Source organism: Candidatus Clostridium helianthi, assembly GCF_045310795.1.
GTDB classification, from domain to species: domain Bacteria; phylum Bacillota; class Clostridia; order Clostridiales; family Clostridiaceae; genus Clostridium; species Clostridium helianthi.
In genome coordinates, this window is sequence record NZ_JBJIAB010000003.1 from 242,685 (window position 1) to 260,790 (window position 18,106).

Annotated in this window: 12 protein-coding genes; 1 reads left to right on the forward strand and 11 read right to left on the reverse strand. The window is 28.7% G+C overall.

Annotation, left to right across the window (positions count from 1 at the left end; translation table 11 throughout):
- Window positions 1–50: 50 nt before the first annotated feature.
- Entirely contained in the window at window positions 51–611 is a 561-nt protein-coding gene (locus ACJDTP_RS04105; protein WP_012060362.1) for an ANTAR domain-containing response regulator, read from the reverse strand.
- A 41-nt stretch (window positions 612–652) separates the two neighbouring features.
- Entirely contained in the window at window positions 653–1,984 is a 1,332-nt protein-coding gene (gene glnA, locus ACJDTP_RS04110; protein WP_406760572.1) for a type I glutamate--ammonia ligase, read from the reverse strand.
- Window positions 1,985–3,431: 1,447 nt separating this feature from the next.
- On the opposite strand from glnA, the gene ACJDTP_RS04115 reads away from it, so the two are divergent.
- Window positions 3,432–4,745: an aspartate kinase gene (locus ACJDTP_RS04115; protein ID WP_406760573.1), complete on the forward strand. Its 1,314-nt coding sequence runs from the start codon at window positions 3,432–3,434 to the stop codon at window positions 4,743–4,745.
- A gap of 324 nt (window positions 4,746–5,069) precedes the next feature.
- Here ACJDTP_RS04115 and ACJDTP_RS04120 read toward each other — a convergent pair whose 3' ends face one another.
- From ACJDTP_RS04120 to ACJDTP_RS04160, 9 genes are all read right to left on the reverse strand, one after another.
- On the reverse strand, window positions 5,070–5,723 hold the full coding sequence (locus ACJDTP_RS04120) for a DedA family protein (protein ID WP_039769507.1): 654 nt from the start codon (window positions 5,721–5,723) through the stop codon (window positions 5,070–5,072).
- Between the two features lie 134 nt (window positions 5,724–5,857).
- Complete coding sequence (locus ACJDTP_RS04125; protein WP_406760599.1) at window positions 5,858–7,549, reverse strand: AAA family ATPase; 1,692 nt, start codon at window positions 7,547–7,549, stop codon at window positions 5,858–5,860.
- Window positions 7,550–7,685: 136 nt separating this feature from the next.
- Entirely contained in the window at window positions 7,686–9,131 is a 1,446-nt protein-coding gene (locus ACJDTP_RS04130) for an O-antigen ligase family protein (RefSeq protein WP_406760574.1), read from the reverse strand.
- A 173-nt stretch (window positions 9,132–9,304) separates the two neighbouring features.
- Window positions 9,305–12,241, reverse strand: a complete 2,937-nt coding sequence (locus ACJDTP_RS04135; RefSeq protein WP_406760575.1) for a vWA domain-containing protein — start codon at window positions 12,239–12,241, stop codon at window positions 9,305–9,307.
- A gap of 59 nt (window positions 12,242–12,300) precedes the next feature.
- The gene (locus tag ACJDTP_RS04140; protein WP_406760576.1) at window positions 12,301–12,843 is read right to left on the reverse strand and encodes a type II secretion system protein; all 543 of its coding nucleotides are present in this window, start codon (window positions 12,841–12,843) and stop codon (window positions 12,301–12,303) included.
- Between the two features lie 27 nt (window positions 12,844–12,870).
- Complete coding sequence (locus tag ACJDTP_RS04145) at window positions 12,871–15,255, reverse strand: hypothetical protein (protein WP_406760577.1); 2,385 nt, start codon at window positions 15,253–15,255, stop codon at window positions 12,871–12,873.
- Window positions 15,256–15,268: 13 nt separating this feature from the next.
- A complete protein-coding gene (locus ACJDTP_RS04150; protein ID WP_406760578.1) occupies window positions 15,269–16,219 on the reverse strand; it encodes a type IV pilus modification PilV family protein in 951 nt (316 codons plus the stop codon).
- Window positions 16,220–16,228: 9 nt separating this feature from the next.
- On the reverse strand, window positions 16,229–17,539 hold the full coding sequence (locus tag ACJDTP_RS04155) for a pilus assembly protein PilO (RefSeq protein WP_406760579.1): 1,311 nt from the start codon (window positions 17,537–17,539) through the stop codon (window positions 16,229–16,231).
- 1 nt (window position 17,540) lies between these two features.
- On the reverse strand, window positions 17,541–18,098 hold the full coding sequence (locus ACJDTP_RS04160; protein ID WP_406760580.1) for a PilN domain-containing protein: 558 nt from the start codon (window positions 18,096–18,098) through the stop codon (window positions 17,541–17,543).
- Between the last annotated feature and the right edge of the window lie 8 nt (window positions 18,099–18,106).

Sequence of the window (18,106 nt, forward strand, 5' to 3'; positions counted from 1 at the left end):
ACATCCTTTTTTGAAATATAATTACTCGCGTATTTGCTACATTTTATAAGTTATTCATTTTCACTTAATATTAAACTCGCAATATCTTTCATTCTTTTCCCAGAATCCATACTTATCTTCTGCATATATCTAAACGCTTCATTCTCCGTAAGTCCTGAAGTTTTCATGAGTTGACCCTTAGCCTTTTCGATAAGTTTTCTATCTTCCAGAGTATGTTCTAACTTTTCAACTTGATCTCTCAGCTTCTTGATTCTCTTTTTGCTTTGAAAAATTAAATTTATAGCATTAGTTAAGAGAACATTAGAGATTTTAGTACCAATACAATATATATCAGTATCTTCTTCTATAAATGATTTATAAGGCTCATTTACAATAGCTAAAAAACTAGTTACATCTACTAGTGTTTCATAAACATCTAGTAAACTCATATCCTTGAATTTATATCCTACTAAGACTAGGTCTGGGGAATGTTGCATAACTAATCTAATTAATTCATTTCCTGAAGCACATAATGCTATGATTTCATAGCCTTCCTGCATTAGTAAACTCTTTAATTTTTTTGCTGTCTCAATATTGCTTAAAGCTATAATAATTCTTCCATCTTGAGCCATTGCAATCCCCACCTTAATTAATAATAATTGGTATTACTAAATTAATATCTATTAAGATAGTTTTCTAATTCCCAGTCATGTACTTTAGTTCTATAATCATCCCACTCAGCTGCTTTACCTTCAAGATAATTATTGTATACATGTTCTCCTAAAGCTGACTTAGCTAACTCACTTTCTCTCATGAATTGAACTGCTTCATATAAGTTATTAGGTAAGTTATCAATTCCGTTAGCTTTTCTTTCCTCATCAGTCATAGCAAAAATATTTGCTTCAACTTCTGCTGGTGGTTGTAGATTGTTCTTAATACCATCTAATCCTGCTTGTAATAGAGCTGCTAATACTAAATATGGGTTAGAACTTGGATCTGGACATCTAAGCTCAACTCTAGTTCCTGCGCCTCTAGCTGCTGGTACTCTTATTAATGCTGTTCTATTTTTACAAGACCAAGCTAAATAAACTGGTGCTTCATATCCTGGTACTAATCTCTTGTATGAATTAACTAATGGGTTAGTAACAGCTGCAAGACCTTTGATATTTTTTAATAATCCTGCTATAAAGTTATAAGCTATTGAACTTAAGCCATTTTTGTCATTTTCATCAACAAAAACATTTTTTCCATCCTTGAATAATGACATATTAACATGCATTCCTGAACCATTAATTCCGAAAATTGGCTTTGGCATAAATGATGCATGTAATCCGTGTCTTTGTGCAATAGACTTAACAACTAGCTTGAATGTCATAATACTATCAGCTGTAGTTAATGCATCACCATATTTAAAGTCAATTTCATTTTGTCCTTCAGCAACTTCATGGTGAGATGCTTCAATCTCAAATCCCATTTCTTCTAATGCTAAAGTCATGTCACGTCTTGCATTTTCTCCCAAATCTGTAGGTGCTAAATCAAAGTACCCACCTTTATCTTGAGTGTTTGTTGTTGCATTACCATTTTCATCAGTTTCAAATAAGAAAAATTCACATTCAGGTCCAACATTCATTGTATATCCAAGTTCAGCTGCATCTGCTATAGCTCTCTTTAAGATATATCTTGGATCACCTTCAAATGGCTTTCCATCTGGTTTATAAACGTCACAGATTAATCTTGCAACCTTACCTTGTTGCGGTCTCCATGGGAAAATTACAAAACTATCTAAGTTCGGTCTTAAATTCATGTCAGATTCTTCAATTCTAACGAAACCATCAATAGATGATCCATCAAACATGCATTCATTATTTAATGCTTTTTCTAACTGTCTGTCTGTAATTGCTACGTTTTTTAATGTTCCAAAGATATCTGTAAATTGAAGTCTTATAAATTTAACTCCATTTTCCTTTACTAAGTTAATGATATCTTCCTTTGTGTACTTTGCCATTTTACAAACCCCCTTTTTTTCTAAAAAAAGGCGCACAATAGAAGCGGTATACCATCTATTGAACGCCTTTGCTCAATTCATTTAATAAGTAAATTATATACCACCGTTTCTAACAAATCAATAGATTTTTTAAAAAAGTAAGTATTTTTGTGGTAAAAACTTTAATTTTTAAAGAAATTAATACCATATTCTTTAAAAATTAAAGCTTATATTTATTAAATTGATAAATATAAAAAATAACTTCTGCAGAAAATTATTTTATAACTTATAACAAAAAAACGAAATCAATCTGAATTATTAATTCTATGACTCCGTTGTCAAAGTATATATAAATTTGTAATACATATAGATAACCCAACTAAGACCTGAACTTATGCATATGACTCGCCGAAATGAATAACATACTTTTGTTCCAGTTTCTAGGTAATTCTGATTGGTGATTCTAAGGCTACAAAGTTGCACCCAAAGTGCTAGCCTCAAAGAACAAGCTTTGAACTAGCACATTTGGAACAACTTATAGCCAAAGAATCACATCCATCAAAATTACCAATGAAACATTCCACAAAAGTATATTACTCATTTCTAGTTTGAAGATATTCCATAGTATAAATATAACTTATAATTGGCTTATCTATATAACTCCTGATAATTAAAATATTTAGATGTTAAATTACCAGTACCATATTATTAACATACTTTTTATTTCTACATTGTTTTTCTTAATTTATTCAACGTTGAATTTCAATTAAAAACAAGAAATAATCAAGTTTCACTTGGTATTTTTATTATACAAATCAATATTTACTCTGTCAAACGTTATTAATAATACTCACTATTTTCTCTACATATAATATATGTTGCAATTAAATTTCTAAATTTTAGTCTTAACTAATAACTCAGCTTAATGGAACTTTAAATGCGAATTATCTATCGGAACATTCCACAAAAGTATATTACTCATTTCTGGTTGGAAAACACTTCATAGTCCAAGTATAGTTTATAATTAAGTATGATAAATTTTTTTCATAGAATCTATATGTTGCAATTTACAATTTACAATTCACATATCACAATTCACAGTTACGGCTAAAATTATTGTAATACTTTTAGAATTATGGTGAGGAATTATTTTTGTAGCATATAATTTATTATATTAAATGAATTTTCTTAATTAATGATTTAAAGGCATTCTATGTGTTTTTACACCGATAAAGAAATAAATAACTTGATTTATAATTGCAAAACTCAGTACCTGCTATGCCATAAATCTATTTTATATCCATTCCTTAATCTGCTTTGCAGTTTATTATATGTTCTTTTCTATAAATAATACTTAAATGATCAGGAGAAAATAATCATTCAGCATTATTAATAATTAACTTGAACATTTTTAGATAAATTGCTACAATCTTATATGTAAAAATACATATATATGGGGGCTATAATTATGAACACAATTGTAACAAAATTTGGTGGAAGTTCACTAGCAGATGCAAATCAATTTAAAAAAGTTAAAGAAATAATCTTTTCAAATCCAGAAAGAAGATATGTAGTGCCATCTGCACCTGGAAAAAGAAATTCTAAAGATTCAAAGATTACTGATTTATTATATCTTTGCCACGCCCATGTTTCTACTGGAATATCTTTTGATGATGTTTTTAATCATATAACAGATAGATATTGTAATATCGTTAAGGATTTAAATTTAGATTTTGATATTACAGAACATTTAAACATTATAAAAAAAGATCTTGAAGAAGGGGCTTCAAGTGATTATGCTGCAAGTAGAGGTGAATACTTAAACGGATTAATACTTGCTAACTATCTTGGCTTTCAATTTGTTGATGCTAAAGACGTTATGATCTTTAATAATGATGGTTCTTTAGATTCTAAGGCAACAGATTCAGCCCTTCATTATAAATTATCTAAAATTTCTAAGGCTGTAATTCCTGGATTTTATGGAGCAGACAAAGATGGAAATATAATCACATTCTCAAGAGGTGGTTCTGACGTAACAGGAGCTTTAGTTGCTGCAAGCATCAATGCCGATCTTTATGAGAACTGGACAGATGTCTCAGGATTTTTAATGGCAGATCCTAGAATAATAGATAATCCAAAACCAATAAGCAAAATAACTTATTCAGAACTTAGAGAACTTTCTTATATGGGTGCTTCTGTATTACATGAAGATGCAATATTCCCAGTAAGAGAAGTTGGAATTCCAATAAATATAAAAAATACAAACAAACCTCAAGACGAAGGTACTTTTATCGTAAAAGATACAGATGGTTCGATGAAACCAACAACTGTAACAGGTGTAGCTGGTAAAAAAGATTTCACAGTTATTTCAATATCTAAAGCTTCAATGAATTCAGAGCTTGGTTTCTGTAGAAAAATCTTATCAATACTTGAACAGCACAATATTTCATTTGAAAATATGCCTTCTGGAATAGATACAGTATGTTTTGTAATTCAAGACACTCAATTAAAGAATAAAAAAGATGTTGTTGTAGAAGAAATTAAAAGAGCATGCAACCCAGACACTATAGAAATCCACCCAAATTTAGCTATGATTGCTACTGTTGGACGTGGAATGGCTAAACAAAGAGGAACTGCTGCTAAAATATTTACAGCTCTTTCAAATGCTGAAGTCAACATTAGAATGATAGACCAAGGTTCTAGTGAAATGAACATACTAGTTGGTATAGAAAATGATGATTTTGAAAAAGGAATTGCTGCAATATATAACGCATTTAATTAGAAAATAGATATAACCGAAAGAAGGATACACTTTTGTTCCGGTTGCTAGATAATATGACTTTGGATTTCTAACATTAGAACTTGTACCCATTCCTGCATGATCCTTAGTTCCTAAGGACAAGCAACACTGGAACAAGTTCTAATGAAGAAACTCCTAAAGCCACATTCTCAATGCAACACTCCACAAAAGTATATCCTTCTTTCTGATAATGTATGATTTTAATATGTAATTATTAATCTATAACTATAAATAATGTTCTTTTCTATAAAATATTAATTTAAAAGCCTAATTAAAGAGTCTTTCCACTCCCTAATTAGGCTTTTTTTATACTGTTTGATTAGTCTTTTTCATCTTGCTTCTTAAGAATTCAACGATAACTGGTACAATAGATATAAATATGATTGCTATAATTACAAATTCAAAGTTCTTTTTAACTACTGGAATGTTTCCAAAGAAAAATCCTAGTGCTGAAACTACTAGTACCCATAGAATTCCGCCTATTGCATTAAATGAAATAAAGTGCCTATATTGCATCTTTCCTATTCCAGCTACAAATGGTGCTAGCGTACGGACTATTGGGATAAATCTTGCAAAGATTATTGTTTTTCCACCATGCTTTTCATAAAACTTGTTAGTTTTATCTAGATGTTCTTTCTTAATAAGTTTCCCACCAGCAATATTAATAAGTTTATCACCAAAAATTCTACCTATTTCATAATTAACTGTATCCCCTAAAATTGCTGCAACCATTAGAAGTCCTAATAATGCATATATATTAAGCATTCCCATAGCAGCAAAAGCAGCAGCAGCGAATATTAACGAATCTCCTGGTAAAAATGGAGTTACTACTAATCCTGTTTCTAAAAATATTATGAAAAATAATAGCAAGTATGTTTCAAACCCATAATTGTTTATTATGAATCCTAAATATTTATCAAGATGCAAGAATATATCAATTAAATAAGTAACTGTATTCATATCTTTCCTCCCATATGTTTCGACATATTAATTAATTTATAACATATGGTTATTATACATTATTATTTAGTAAAGGGAAATTAAGATTTTATTAAAAAATGTGTATTTTGACTAACAAGTAGTTCATAAAATTTTTAACTGCCTTGAGTTATTTCTACTTCTTTATTTTTAAACACGATGGCAAGTTTTATAATATTATTTATTCCTCTGCTTAAAAGCTCTTGTGCATATTTTTTGTTCTCTATTTGCTCTAAAGCTTCTTTTGTTGCTTCTTCTATTGTATCGCTTAAGAATTCATCTATCTTTTTAAACTCTATTACTATCCCATATTTTGAAGCATCCTTTGGTATTATCATTACATCATACCTTCCATACCCACTTTCTTTATTTGATTTTACTTCATAATTATCAGAAAGTGACACTAACATTCCAAGAACAAACGCATGATAAACCTTTTCTGGTTCCTTTCCTGAGACATCAAAATAACTTACATTATTTATAACAAAACCTTTAAATAATGCTCCAAAGTTCCTTATATCTCCATTTACCAAAGCATTAAGCATAGTTCTATATTTTAACATACTTAAGCTATCATCAAACCACTTTAATATCATATTCTTAAAATATATATAAACCTCTTTATTGGGAATTGCTAAATCACACTTTAAAATACCTTCTATATTTTCTTTTTTGACAGCCTTTAAATATCCTGTCATAAGTAAAAAACTCCATACGCTCTCACTAGATCCTTCAATCTCTCCCATAATTACATTATCATCTATAACTTTTCCAATAGTTTTATTTTCTATTAAATATTCAAATTCTTTCTTTATTTCCTCGTTTCCATTTGAAAGAATTTTCTTAACTAAAGCATTTTCACTACTATTAATCCAGTAGGGTTTAAATCCCTCTTCCCGATTATCAATATAATTTAGTACTGACCATGGATTGTATATGATATTGTTTCCAAAAATATATCCATTGTACCATTCTTTAATCATATTCTTATCTATATTAACATTGTTATTTTCATAATATGATAAAATCTCGTCTATCTCATTTTCCAAGAAGCCAAACTTATCACTAAATTTGTTTCTGATTATTGTATCTACCTCTAAATTATTAAGTCCTGAAAAAATACTTTCTTTGGCTACCCGAAGTATTCCAGTAAGCAATGCTTTTTCTATATATAAATTACCTTTAAGCACCGAACCTAATAAATTTCTCATAAATAATATTACCTCATCATAATATCCATTTATATATGCTTCTTGTATTGGCACATCATACTCATCTATAAGTAATATTACTTTTTTATCATGATATTTGCATAGATACCTGCTTAAATTTTTTATTGAATTTGTTAACAGCGGAATATCACCTTTACTATAGAGTATTTTGTTGAAATCTTCTTTATCTGCATCTAACAGATTATCACTGTCTAAAACATATATATATTCTTTATACACTTCTGACATAAGACCTCTTATTGCTGATGTAAAATCTCTAAAATTAGCAAATTTAGTATCCTTAAGTGTTATAAAAATAACCGGCTGTTTTCCTTGTAACTCCATAATTTGCTTATCTTTTTTTATATTTAATTCATCAAATAATGTTCTAGACTCATCTTTAGTATTTATATCAAAGAAATATTTAATCATACTCATATTTAAAGTCTTACCGAATCTTCTTGGTCTAGGAGTTAAAATTATATTAGCAGAATTATTTATGAATTCTTTTATAAGTAAGCTCTTATCTACAAAATAATAATCATTTTCTATTAACGTTTTAAAATCATCTATTCCAATTGGCAGCTTCTTTTTAATAATAATCTCCTTCTTTCATACTAAACATATCCACTCATTTACATTTTCTTTCTTTAATATTATATCCTATAAACTATTTGCTTAAAATAAAAAATCAATATCAATGTTGCTATCATTATTATTTAGTAAAGGGAAATTAAGATTTTATTAAAAATAAATTCTCAGATTCTCTTGAATAGCTAGAAAAACTTTTTAAAAGCAACTTTTTCCTTCCACTTGAAATTCCTAATATCATAAAGAAAAATGGACTTGTATAATACATTGTATTACCAAACATTGATGATGCTAAATAAGCAATTACTATACAGAGTATGCAGATATCTAACCTCAAAAATTGTTTCCTTTTCTTTATAAAAAACATAAAATAAGTTGCTAGTGCTGCCATATATAAAAGTGCAGCTGGAATACCTAGACTTGCGGCGAATTGGATAATTTCGTTATGTGCACGATCTGTATGAATATTAACTTTAGCATATTGATCCCCCAGATTATCTGCTCCATAGCCAAATAAAGGTCTTTCAGAAATGAATCTAACTCCATTCACCCAAAGAATCCATCTACCCGTTCCTGCTTTATCAGCATCTGGAGATTTCTCTGCTATTTTAAATATATCTCCGCCTAATGTCCAAAAATCCTTGTAAGTATGACTATTTGAAATGTTCATACCTAGCGTAATAGCTACGAAAACACTTGTAACTATTGCTACTCGCTTTAAAACTTTTCTGTCTAGCAGAATTGAAAAAATAATACTAAAAATCAATCCTACTATAACAGCAATGTAAGGCCCAAAAGATCCGTTCTTAATTAAAGCAGCTGTAATGACTGAAAATATTATGATTCTAAAAATCAACTTTTGAGTTGACTTTCTCTCTGTAATAAATAGCAAAGACGCACTCATTATAGACATACACAAATAATATGCATAATGATTAAACTGCGAAAAGATGGACGAATCAGAAGTTAGTCCCAATGCATTATTTAACTCTTTAGAATCAACAAGAGTCAATATCGATAATGCCACTGCACATAAAGTAAAGAATTCGAAAATAACCTTTATTAATCGTTTATTTCTTACTACATATCCGCAACAAAAAATTCCGCAGTAAGTGAAATATGTAATGATACCTTCTTTTCTATACAATGTACCATTAAGTGAAATATCAATATTATCTGAATTCAAACACGATATGATGCTCCAAATAAGCATCATAAACAAAAATAGATGAAATAGGTTACTTTTAATATAGTTCTGTAAAGATACCTTCTCTACTTTTGCTTGTAAAATACTTTTTGAAAAAGTGATAACTCCTAATATACAGCCAAGAAAACCAATTGTTTGAAGTATTTCATACCAATATAGTTGTTTGAACATAAATATATATGTTTTCTCTACATCATTTACAAAATTATTAGAAAGTATAACAATTAGTGGTGATAATACCCATAAAATAAGTAGCAAGAGAGCTGACCTTTCAATTAATTGTTCTGGGATATAATTGATAAGTTCACTAACTTTAGTCATTTGATGTATGTCTTTGTAAATATTCCTTATTTTTTTACGTATATTAATCGTTGATTCCAACTTGAAACCACCTTTCAACTATTTAGTAGACCATAAATACCATCTCAATATAAATTATATAAAATTAGGCGGAGCATTATCTCCGCCTAATTTTACTTTCCGAAAATACTATGTGCATCTAATATACTAAATTAAAATTTTGCTTACCCAAACCTAGTAATAAATAATTTTAACTAAAATAAATCTGGCAACCCTTTTATTGTTAAATTTAATGGTTTAGAATTACTTGTACCCTCTATACTTGCTCCTATATTAATATTATTACCAGATTTCTTTTCTGGAGTAATTGTGTATATTATTATATATTTAGATCCACTTTCCATATTAAATCCTGTAGTGTTACTTATCGTTCCACTATTCTTAGTACTAATATCTAAATTTAATTGTTCTGGATGATTCATATCAATGCTACCATTTATAATTTTATATTTCTTGAATATTATTTGACTATCTGAAATATTAGTTTTATCTATATTCCAATCTATTACTAAATTTGATGATTTTACATCAACTATCATAGCTAGTTCTGTTGGAACTTTATCAATAACATTTAAATTACTTGCATCTATTGTATTATCACTTCTATGGTATATACCATGCTCTTGTATAGTACTATTAACAACTAAATTATCTATAATCTTTTCTTCTAAGTATTTTTTATCGGTTTTTCCTAGTACATCAAGTTGAACAAATGAAGTGTTACCTCCTTCTCCCAATTTGCATATATTATTATTATCTTTAACTTTATACTTTACAGTAAATTCTATAGGATCAGAGCAATAGCTCCCATTAGTTAGAGTATAATAATTATTCACATCCATAACTAATTTATTATTATCTATTTTATATTCTTGTGGTAAATTATTATTTTTAACATCAACAACCTCTAAATTAGATGAAATACTTTCTTCAAGATGTACTTTTCCACTAACATTAGTATCTATAATCTTTTGAATTTTATCATATATTGCATTTATGGTATTTTCATCCTGAGCTTGAAAATAAGTTCCTTTAGCCGACTCTGCTATTTGTTTATTTTTATCTCCATTTGCTCCACTTCCAAAACCTATTACAAAAGTATTAATATTAGAATTTGCTATCTTTTCACTGGCTACCTTTTTAGCATATTTCATTGAATCTTCTCTATAATCCGGATACGGAGTTTGATTAAAATCAATATTTCCACTCCTATCTGTTTTCCAACCTGTATAATAATATTTATAATCATTATCTGAATAATAATTATCACCATAATAAATTCCATCATCCATATAATAATTTTTATTATTATCACCGCTATAAGCTTCTGCATTTCCATCAGTCATTAAAACTATATACTTATCTTTCTCATTATCCGCATTTGATGAAAGTGTATAATATGCCCTTCTTAATCCATCTCCAATATTTGTACTTCCACCAGCATCTAACTTTTTAATATATCCTTTCTGGCCTGTTAAAGAGTTAATATTATTTGAATTAATATCAACAAACCCATTAGTAATAGTAGACGCATAGTAATTATATTCTATTAAGGAAATACTTGCTTTATTTTTACCATCATTAAACTTATTAATAAAGCCATTAGCCACACTTTTCATTATATCTAATCTTGATTTTTCACCATAATACGGATCTCTATTTTCACCTACTACCCAATCCATACTTCCAGAAGTATCCATAACAAATACTATCTCTTTTTGTTTATTATTATCCTGTGAACTCGCAACAATTGGTTTAGGGGTTATAGTATACTTAACTTCGAAAGTATCTCCAGCTTTTACACTTGAAACTGATACTGTTCTATTTATATCCACCAAACTATCTGCTACATTCGAACTGCCTACTATAATCTTTTCTTCTAAGTATTTTTTATCAACTTGTCCTAACGCATCAAGTTGAACAAATGAAGAGTTACCTCCTTCTCCCAATTTGCATATATTATTATCTTTAACTTTATACTTTACAGTAAATTCTATAGGATCAGAGTAATAATTTCCATTAGTTAAAGTATAATAATTATTAACATCTATAACTAATTTATTATTATCAATTTTATATTCTTGAGGTAAACCCTTATTTTTAACCTCAACAACCTCTAAATTTGATGATATATTTTCTTCAAGATGCACTTTTCCACTAACATTAGTGTCTATAATCTTTTGAATTTTATCATATACTGAATTTATTGTATTTTCATCTTGAGCTTGAAAATAAGTACCTTTAGCTGCATCAGCTATTTGCTTATTCTTATCTCCATCTGATCCACTTCCAAACCCTATTACAAAAGTATTAATATTAGGCTTATCAGTAGAATTTGCTATTAATTCACTTGCTACTTTTTTAGCATATTCCATTGATTTTTCTCTATTGTCTGGATCAGGATTCCGATTAAAATCAATATTTCCCAACCAATCTGTTTTCCAGCTAGTAGAATCATATTGATAAGAATATCCATTGCTCATGTAATAACTTCCATTATCATCATGACTATAAGCTTCGGCCTCTCCATCCGTCATTAAAACTATATATTTCTCTTGTCCTTGAGCATTATTTGAAAGTTCATAGTATGCTTTTCGTAATCCATCTCCAATATTTGTACTTCCACCAGCCTTTAAATTATTAATATATCCATTTTGACCTGTTAATTTATTAATATTATTTGAATTAATGTTTATAAAATTATCTGTAATATTAGAAGCATAACTATTGTATTCTATTAAAGAAATTCTAGCTTTATTCTTACCATCATTAAACTTACCAATGAAGTTATTAGCTACACTTTTCATTATATCTAATCTTGATTTTTCACCATAATACGGATCTCTATTTTCACCTACTACCCAATTCATACTCCCAGATGTATCCATAACGAATACTATCTCTTTTTGTTTATTATTATCCTGTGAACTTGCAACAATTGACTTAGGGGTTATAGTATACTTAACATCAAAAGTATCTCCAGATTTTACATTTGAAACTGACACATCTCGACTCACATTCATCAAATCAGTTCCTGCATTTACATAGCTTCCTATACCAATAATTGATATCATAAAAGTAATTAATATAGTTAATGAAACCATCCTTTTATTTGCTATTTTAAATTTCAATCTTCTCCCTCCTAAAACGTTAAATTCACCTTATTTATATCTAAAAATACTGTAAAGTTCTACGTACCTAAAGTATTCTTATTCCTAAATACTGTTCTTACTTTTATTGGATATAGTATTGGTTTATTATCATAATTCCTATTTCTACTTAATGTAATAGAAAAATCAATATAAGTATTGTTAATGAGCTCAGCTTTATCTTTATGAATGATTTCCTTATTTATTGTTATATTTCCTAAATAACTTGATACTTCTTTCCCATCTATCAACATTCTTCCAGATGCATTCTCAATTTCAAATTGCTTCCTGTTCCCGTATTTATCATAAGAATTAATTGTTATTTTTTTCACTTCACCTGTAACTTCATTACCATCATCACCCATAATAGGTTCAATTCCAGTCGCCTGCATTCCAATATTGCTTAACTGCTCTTGAATTGCTTGTCCTTCTCTTTGTAAGTCAGATTTAATAGTTACATTCGAAATTATTTTATTACTTACGTTAAATATTGTCCATATTATTCCCAATACAACAACTGTTAACGTCATAACAATTACAAGCTCTGTTACTGTAAAGCCACTTTTCTTTCTACAACTTATCAAATCTGTCTCACATCCTTGCTTAAAATTCTATTTAACAATCTTCCATAATCTGTTTTTTATAAATTTATTAATATCGTATTGAACATTTATATTAGCCTCACTACTTGATACACCATGACTATCTTCTCTAATGTGCCCAAATACAGAATTAAAAAGTTCCACATTTGAAGCTTGTATTCTTTTTGACAAATCCGGATTATATGTTATGGTTTTTCCTTCAACTCCACTTACATTAAGGTCTCCCTCTGCAATAATATTCCCTTGAATATTAACATTACCTTCAACAGTAATATTTTTGGATGTAGCAATAAAAGCATTTAAAGTTTTGCCAGCTGAAACCTTTATGATTATACCATTATCACCATCTCTAACTATTTCATCCTTATCTCCTTCAGTAATCTTTATATTCTTATCACTAAATATAGTCTTCTCGTTATTATTTTGCTCATCAGGCACATCTGTTACATTTCCGTATTTTTCAAAAAACATCTGATTTATTTTTGTATATCCCTCATCTGCACCATCCATATACATTATATCACTCACTTCATCCTTGCCATCTCCTAGTGAGTCATATAACTCTTGTTTTTGAGCATCCGTTAGCATTGCACCTCTAACATTATATACCTTTGAAGCAAATTCTTTCTTCTTATTATTTACAACTGTACTATCAGGTGGCTTTCCATTATCTGCTTTATATTTACCACCTTCATCTACAATTATTGCTCCATAAGAATATGTGTTACTTGGCAAATGGATGCCTCCAGAATCTATATTTTTACCTTTCCAATAGTTTATGAAATATTTACTTTTATCAATAATATTAAACAATTCCAATGGCTCATCATATATAGGTTCTTCACTCGGATTCGAAGGATCTGGAACTGCGTATGCTATATAATTTCCTCTAACCCCTGTAGATTCACCTGTACTATACCCATTTGCCGTATTTATATGAGCTACTCCCATAATATACGCTTCCGTATTAATTGTGATACTAGAACCTGTATGTTCATTAACTATAATACTACTGGATATTCTTCCTAGAGGCTTATCACTCGTTCCTACACTTCCAGTCGTATCACGCTTTCTATCATTAACTCCATAAAACCTATCCATTGTGATACTTGTAGCATCTGCATTCAAAGTAATGTCATTATCTACAGTTACATTTCCTCCATTGTTATTATTTATTTTAACTTGTAATGATGAGTTCTTTGATGGAGTATCAGTTGCTCTTTCACTTCCTGCATAAACATTCATTGCGTACAAATTTCCATTAATGATTGTATTTACATTATTCCTGAGATTAAAAGTTTTTCCCGTAACAACATCCCCAGTAAATGTAACATTTTTACTAGAACCAGCATCTAAAACTATTCCACCATTGTATTTATCATATGCTCTTGTCTGCACACCTGCATCTATATCGTCATATCCATTTCCTTCAACAAATATATTTCCATTAACAACAAAGTTAGCATCAGTAATCTTCATATCTCCACCAATAAGAAGTGCATTATCATTCAAAAATGTGTACTTAGGTAATTCCACATTACTCTCACTAAACGCAACATCTTTGTAATCTGGAACTGTCACTTCATATATTGATTGAAGCTTTCTTTCAGTAGTTCCATTAGTATCTCTAGTGCTAAATTTAGAAGTTATTTTTATGGTATATTTTCTAGTTGAATACTCTCTTCCATTTTGTGAATCTGCATCTATAGTTTCATATGTTATTCCTCCATTATCTTCCTCAGTTTCATTATCTACAAAAAGGGATATACTATTATTTCCCTCTGTATTAAATATTACGTCTTCATATCTTTCACTCTTAGTAATTTTATTAACATCCTTAATATATTCTTTATATTTAACACATTTTCTAAGTTCATCTTTATTTGCCACGGTATTTATTTTACTTATATCTTCTTGCGGTTCATTCATATATACAAAATCATTAAAATTTGTTTTAAAACAAGCATCAATTGCTGCATCTTCTTCTATTTTAATTTGTTTATTTAACGAATCTATTTGTTTATTTTTTTCTTTTATTTGCTCCTCTTTCCTATCCGAATTACCGTTTCTTATATCTTTTATATCATTCTTTAAACTGGCTACTTGATCTTTTAAATCTTTTGCAACATTTATAATAAAATCATCACTTAACTTAAAAATTTCTACTTTGTTAACTCCATAAGTGGCTGCTGCGTCAAAAGTTTTTACAAGTATATCATAAGCTACATCCAAACCTGATTCTGATGAATATAAATTTTTTATTCTGGTACTCTCTGTCATCCTCATTTTATAATCACCAACAGTCATAGATACCATGGCTGTTCCTACTGTAATTAAAAGAAATGATAGAATTGCTACAGAAACTAAACTTGATCCTCTTTTTTTTCTCATCATATTTTATCACCTCCTAATTAATATTTATATTCTGACTAGTCTTACCAGTAAAAATAACCTTGGTTTCACCATTTGTTGTTTGAGTTATTACAACATCTATATCATACAATTCTCCTAGTCTATTAGAACTACTTGTACGATTATCAAATGTTCTAACATTCCCCATTTTAGTATCTACACTTACATCTAAGTCCATTGATTTTTGCAAACATATATTTAACGGAACGTCGTCTTGATTATATACACTTACTTTAAAACTTCTTAACTTTGTCGGGTCTGTCTCTCTTGAAACTTTGTAATCATCAAAATTTAGAGTTAACTTTATTTGATTATCTTTCTCCTCATCACTTACTTCTAATTCGCCAGAAAGTTCATTACCATCTTTATCTTTAATTACATTATTGTCCCTATCTTTAATTACTATTAACTTTTTATTTCCTTCAGTCTTAGTATTTACTACTAAATTTAAAACATCTTCTGAATCAGTATAATGTAATATTCCTTCTTTTTCACTATTTAATCCAACTGTTAAAGTTCCAAGTGTAGTAGGACCACTTAAATTAACACTAAAATCACTTGTTGCAATTGACGTTACTGTTTTATCAAGATTTATTGAATTATTCTTTGTTATTGAAACTTTAGCTTCATAACCATTTCCAATATCCTTTGTCACTTCACGTTTACCACTTTCAGGATTTATTGAAGTTGGACTTACTGTATCACCAATCTTGATTCCTGTAATATTTCCGCCATCTATAACTGGATATATATCTTCATTCTTAATTTCCTCAAATAATTCCTGTCCTTTAAGTGATGCCGTTTGTTTTATTTCTCCACTTTTATTATGATTCATAGTCGATATTATCATAGAATATATTGGAGTCATTAATATTGCAAGTAACGCAAAACTTATTATCATTTCTACTAAGGTAAATCCGCCATGTTTTTTAGACTTCTCTCTCATAAATTTCACCTACTTTTGATTGACACTTATATTTTTACTATCTCCATCAATCGAAACTCTTGGATCACTTATATCATCTCCGCTTATATCTACTTGTACAAGTTTATCTGTATTATTAATTATCTTTAATTTTAGTCCAGATTTATCATTTGATGTGACTCTGCTTTCACTTGATATACCTAAAACTATATTTTCACTATTTGGTACAAATTCATTACCTAAATCATTATAATTTATAGGGATTTTATCAATGTTTGTTTTATATTTATAATAATATTTATCATCCTTTTTAGTCAGTATCATTTCCGCACTTAATTCACTATTACCATCACCATAAGCATACGTAGTTCTCAATTCATCATTAGCCTTACCTATCATAACTGTTGGTAATTCTGAAGTAGATGACTTTACTCCAACCATAAAATCACTAATATCAGTATTTGATTTTATTCCGGTTCCAGCGGCACTTCCTACATTAAAAGGTTGTGACTTTCCATAGGTATTATTTAAATTCCACTTTAAATAGCTCTCTATATCTTCATCTATCTTAGGAATAGAGTATATAGTCATACTTAATGACCCTGTTACTTCTTCTAAACTTTTTTCATTTATGCTAATATTACTAACAGGTATTTTTCTATTATATTCTCCAAGAGAATTCAAAAATTTGATTACCGCATCATAACTGCCATTAAAACTCAAATTAATTTTGAGTTGAGCTACGGTATTTGAATCGCTTTGTTTTTTATCTTTTGTAGAATTTGAGTTACTATTATTATTTATATTCGAAACATTATTATCAGAATTTGTTAAAGTTCCATTATTTGAATCAGAATCTTTATTATTATCTTCTTTGTTTACATTATTCTTTTCGTCTTTTTCTTCCCCATATTTATGGTTATATTCATCTGCATCTTTTTGCAAAGAGCTTTCTGGTAATTCTTTATCTTTTTGTGATCCTTTTATTGATTCTACTCCTTTAACTTCTACTGTTTCAAATGTCATTCCACCTTCTAATCCGCTATCTTTCAACAACTTGTCTAGTTCTAATATTATATGCTCTTGACTTATTGTAGGATACAATGGATTAGCTTCACTTGTTATCTTAGCATTTAATACTTTTACCTTACTTTTTTGGAGTTCTATAGAATTTATAGTTTGCATAGCCTTACTGTACTTTTCTTCAACTTGATTTTTAGCCTTAGTTTTTTCTTCTACCGCCTTACTAAGTGCTGTATAACCAAATTGGTAATATAAAATTCCTATTGCGAAAAAACCTAAGATAAGTAGCATTAGCTTCTCTCTTTTACTTATTTTCATATTATTTAACCTCCTTTAACACACAAGTAATATCAAAGGAATAATCTTCACCTACTGCACTTCCATAATTTATGTTTATTATATGAACACTTTTTATTTTAGATAAACCTTTTAAATTATGCTCAAATTCACTAATAGCTTCCCTAGTATGCGAAACTCCACTTATTGTTAAATCATAACCTTCTATTTTAAAACTCTTAAATGAAACATCATTTGGAATAGTACTAGATATATCATTTAATAAATCATCTGTTACAATATCATTCTTCACAATGGAATTAGAAACATCCGACACTCTACTTTCATATTTACTCAAAACCTCTATTTTACCGTTTACTTCATCAGCTTCTTTAAGTTTTTCCTGCATATCTGATGCATTTAATTTTTCAGTATAATTTTTTATTTGACTATTTAAAGTGAAAATTTTAACTGAATTTATAATAATTGTTGTTAAAATCACTAAGATTAATATTCCGTAAGCTATATAAAAGTATATTTTTTCATCCTTTTTTTCTTGATTTTTTCCCTGATAATAACTAAAAAAGTTTATATCTTTCACTTCTTAAT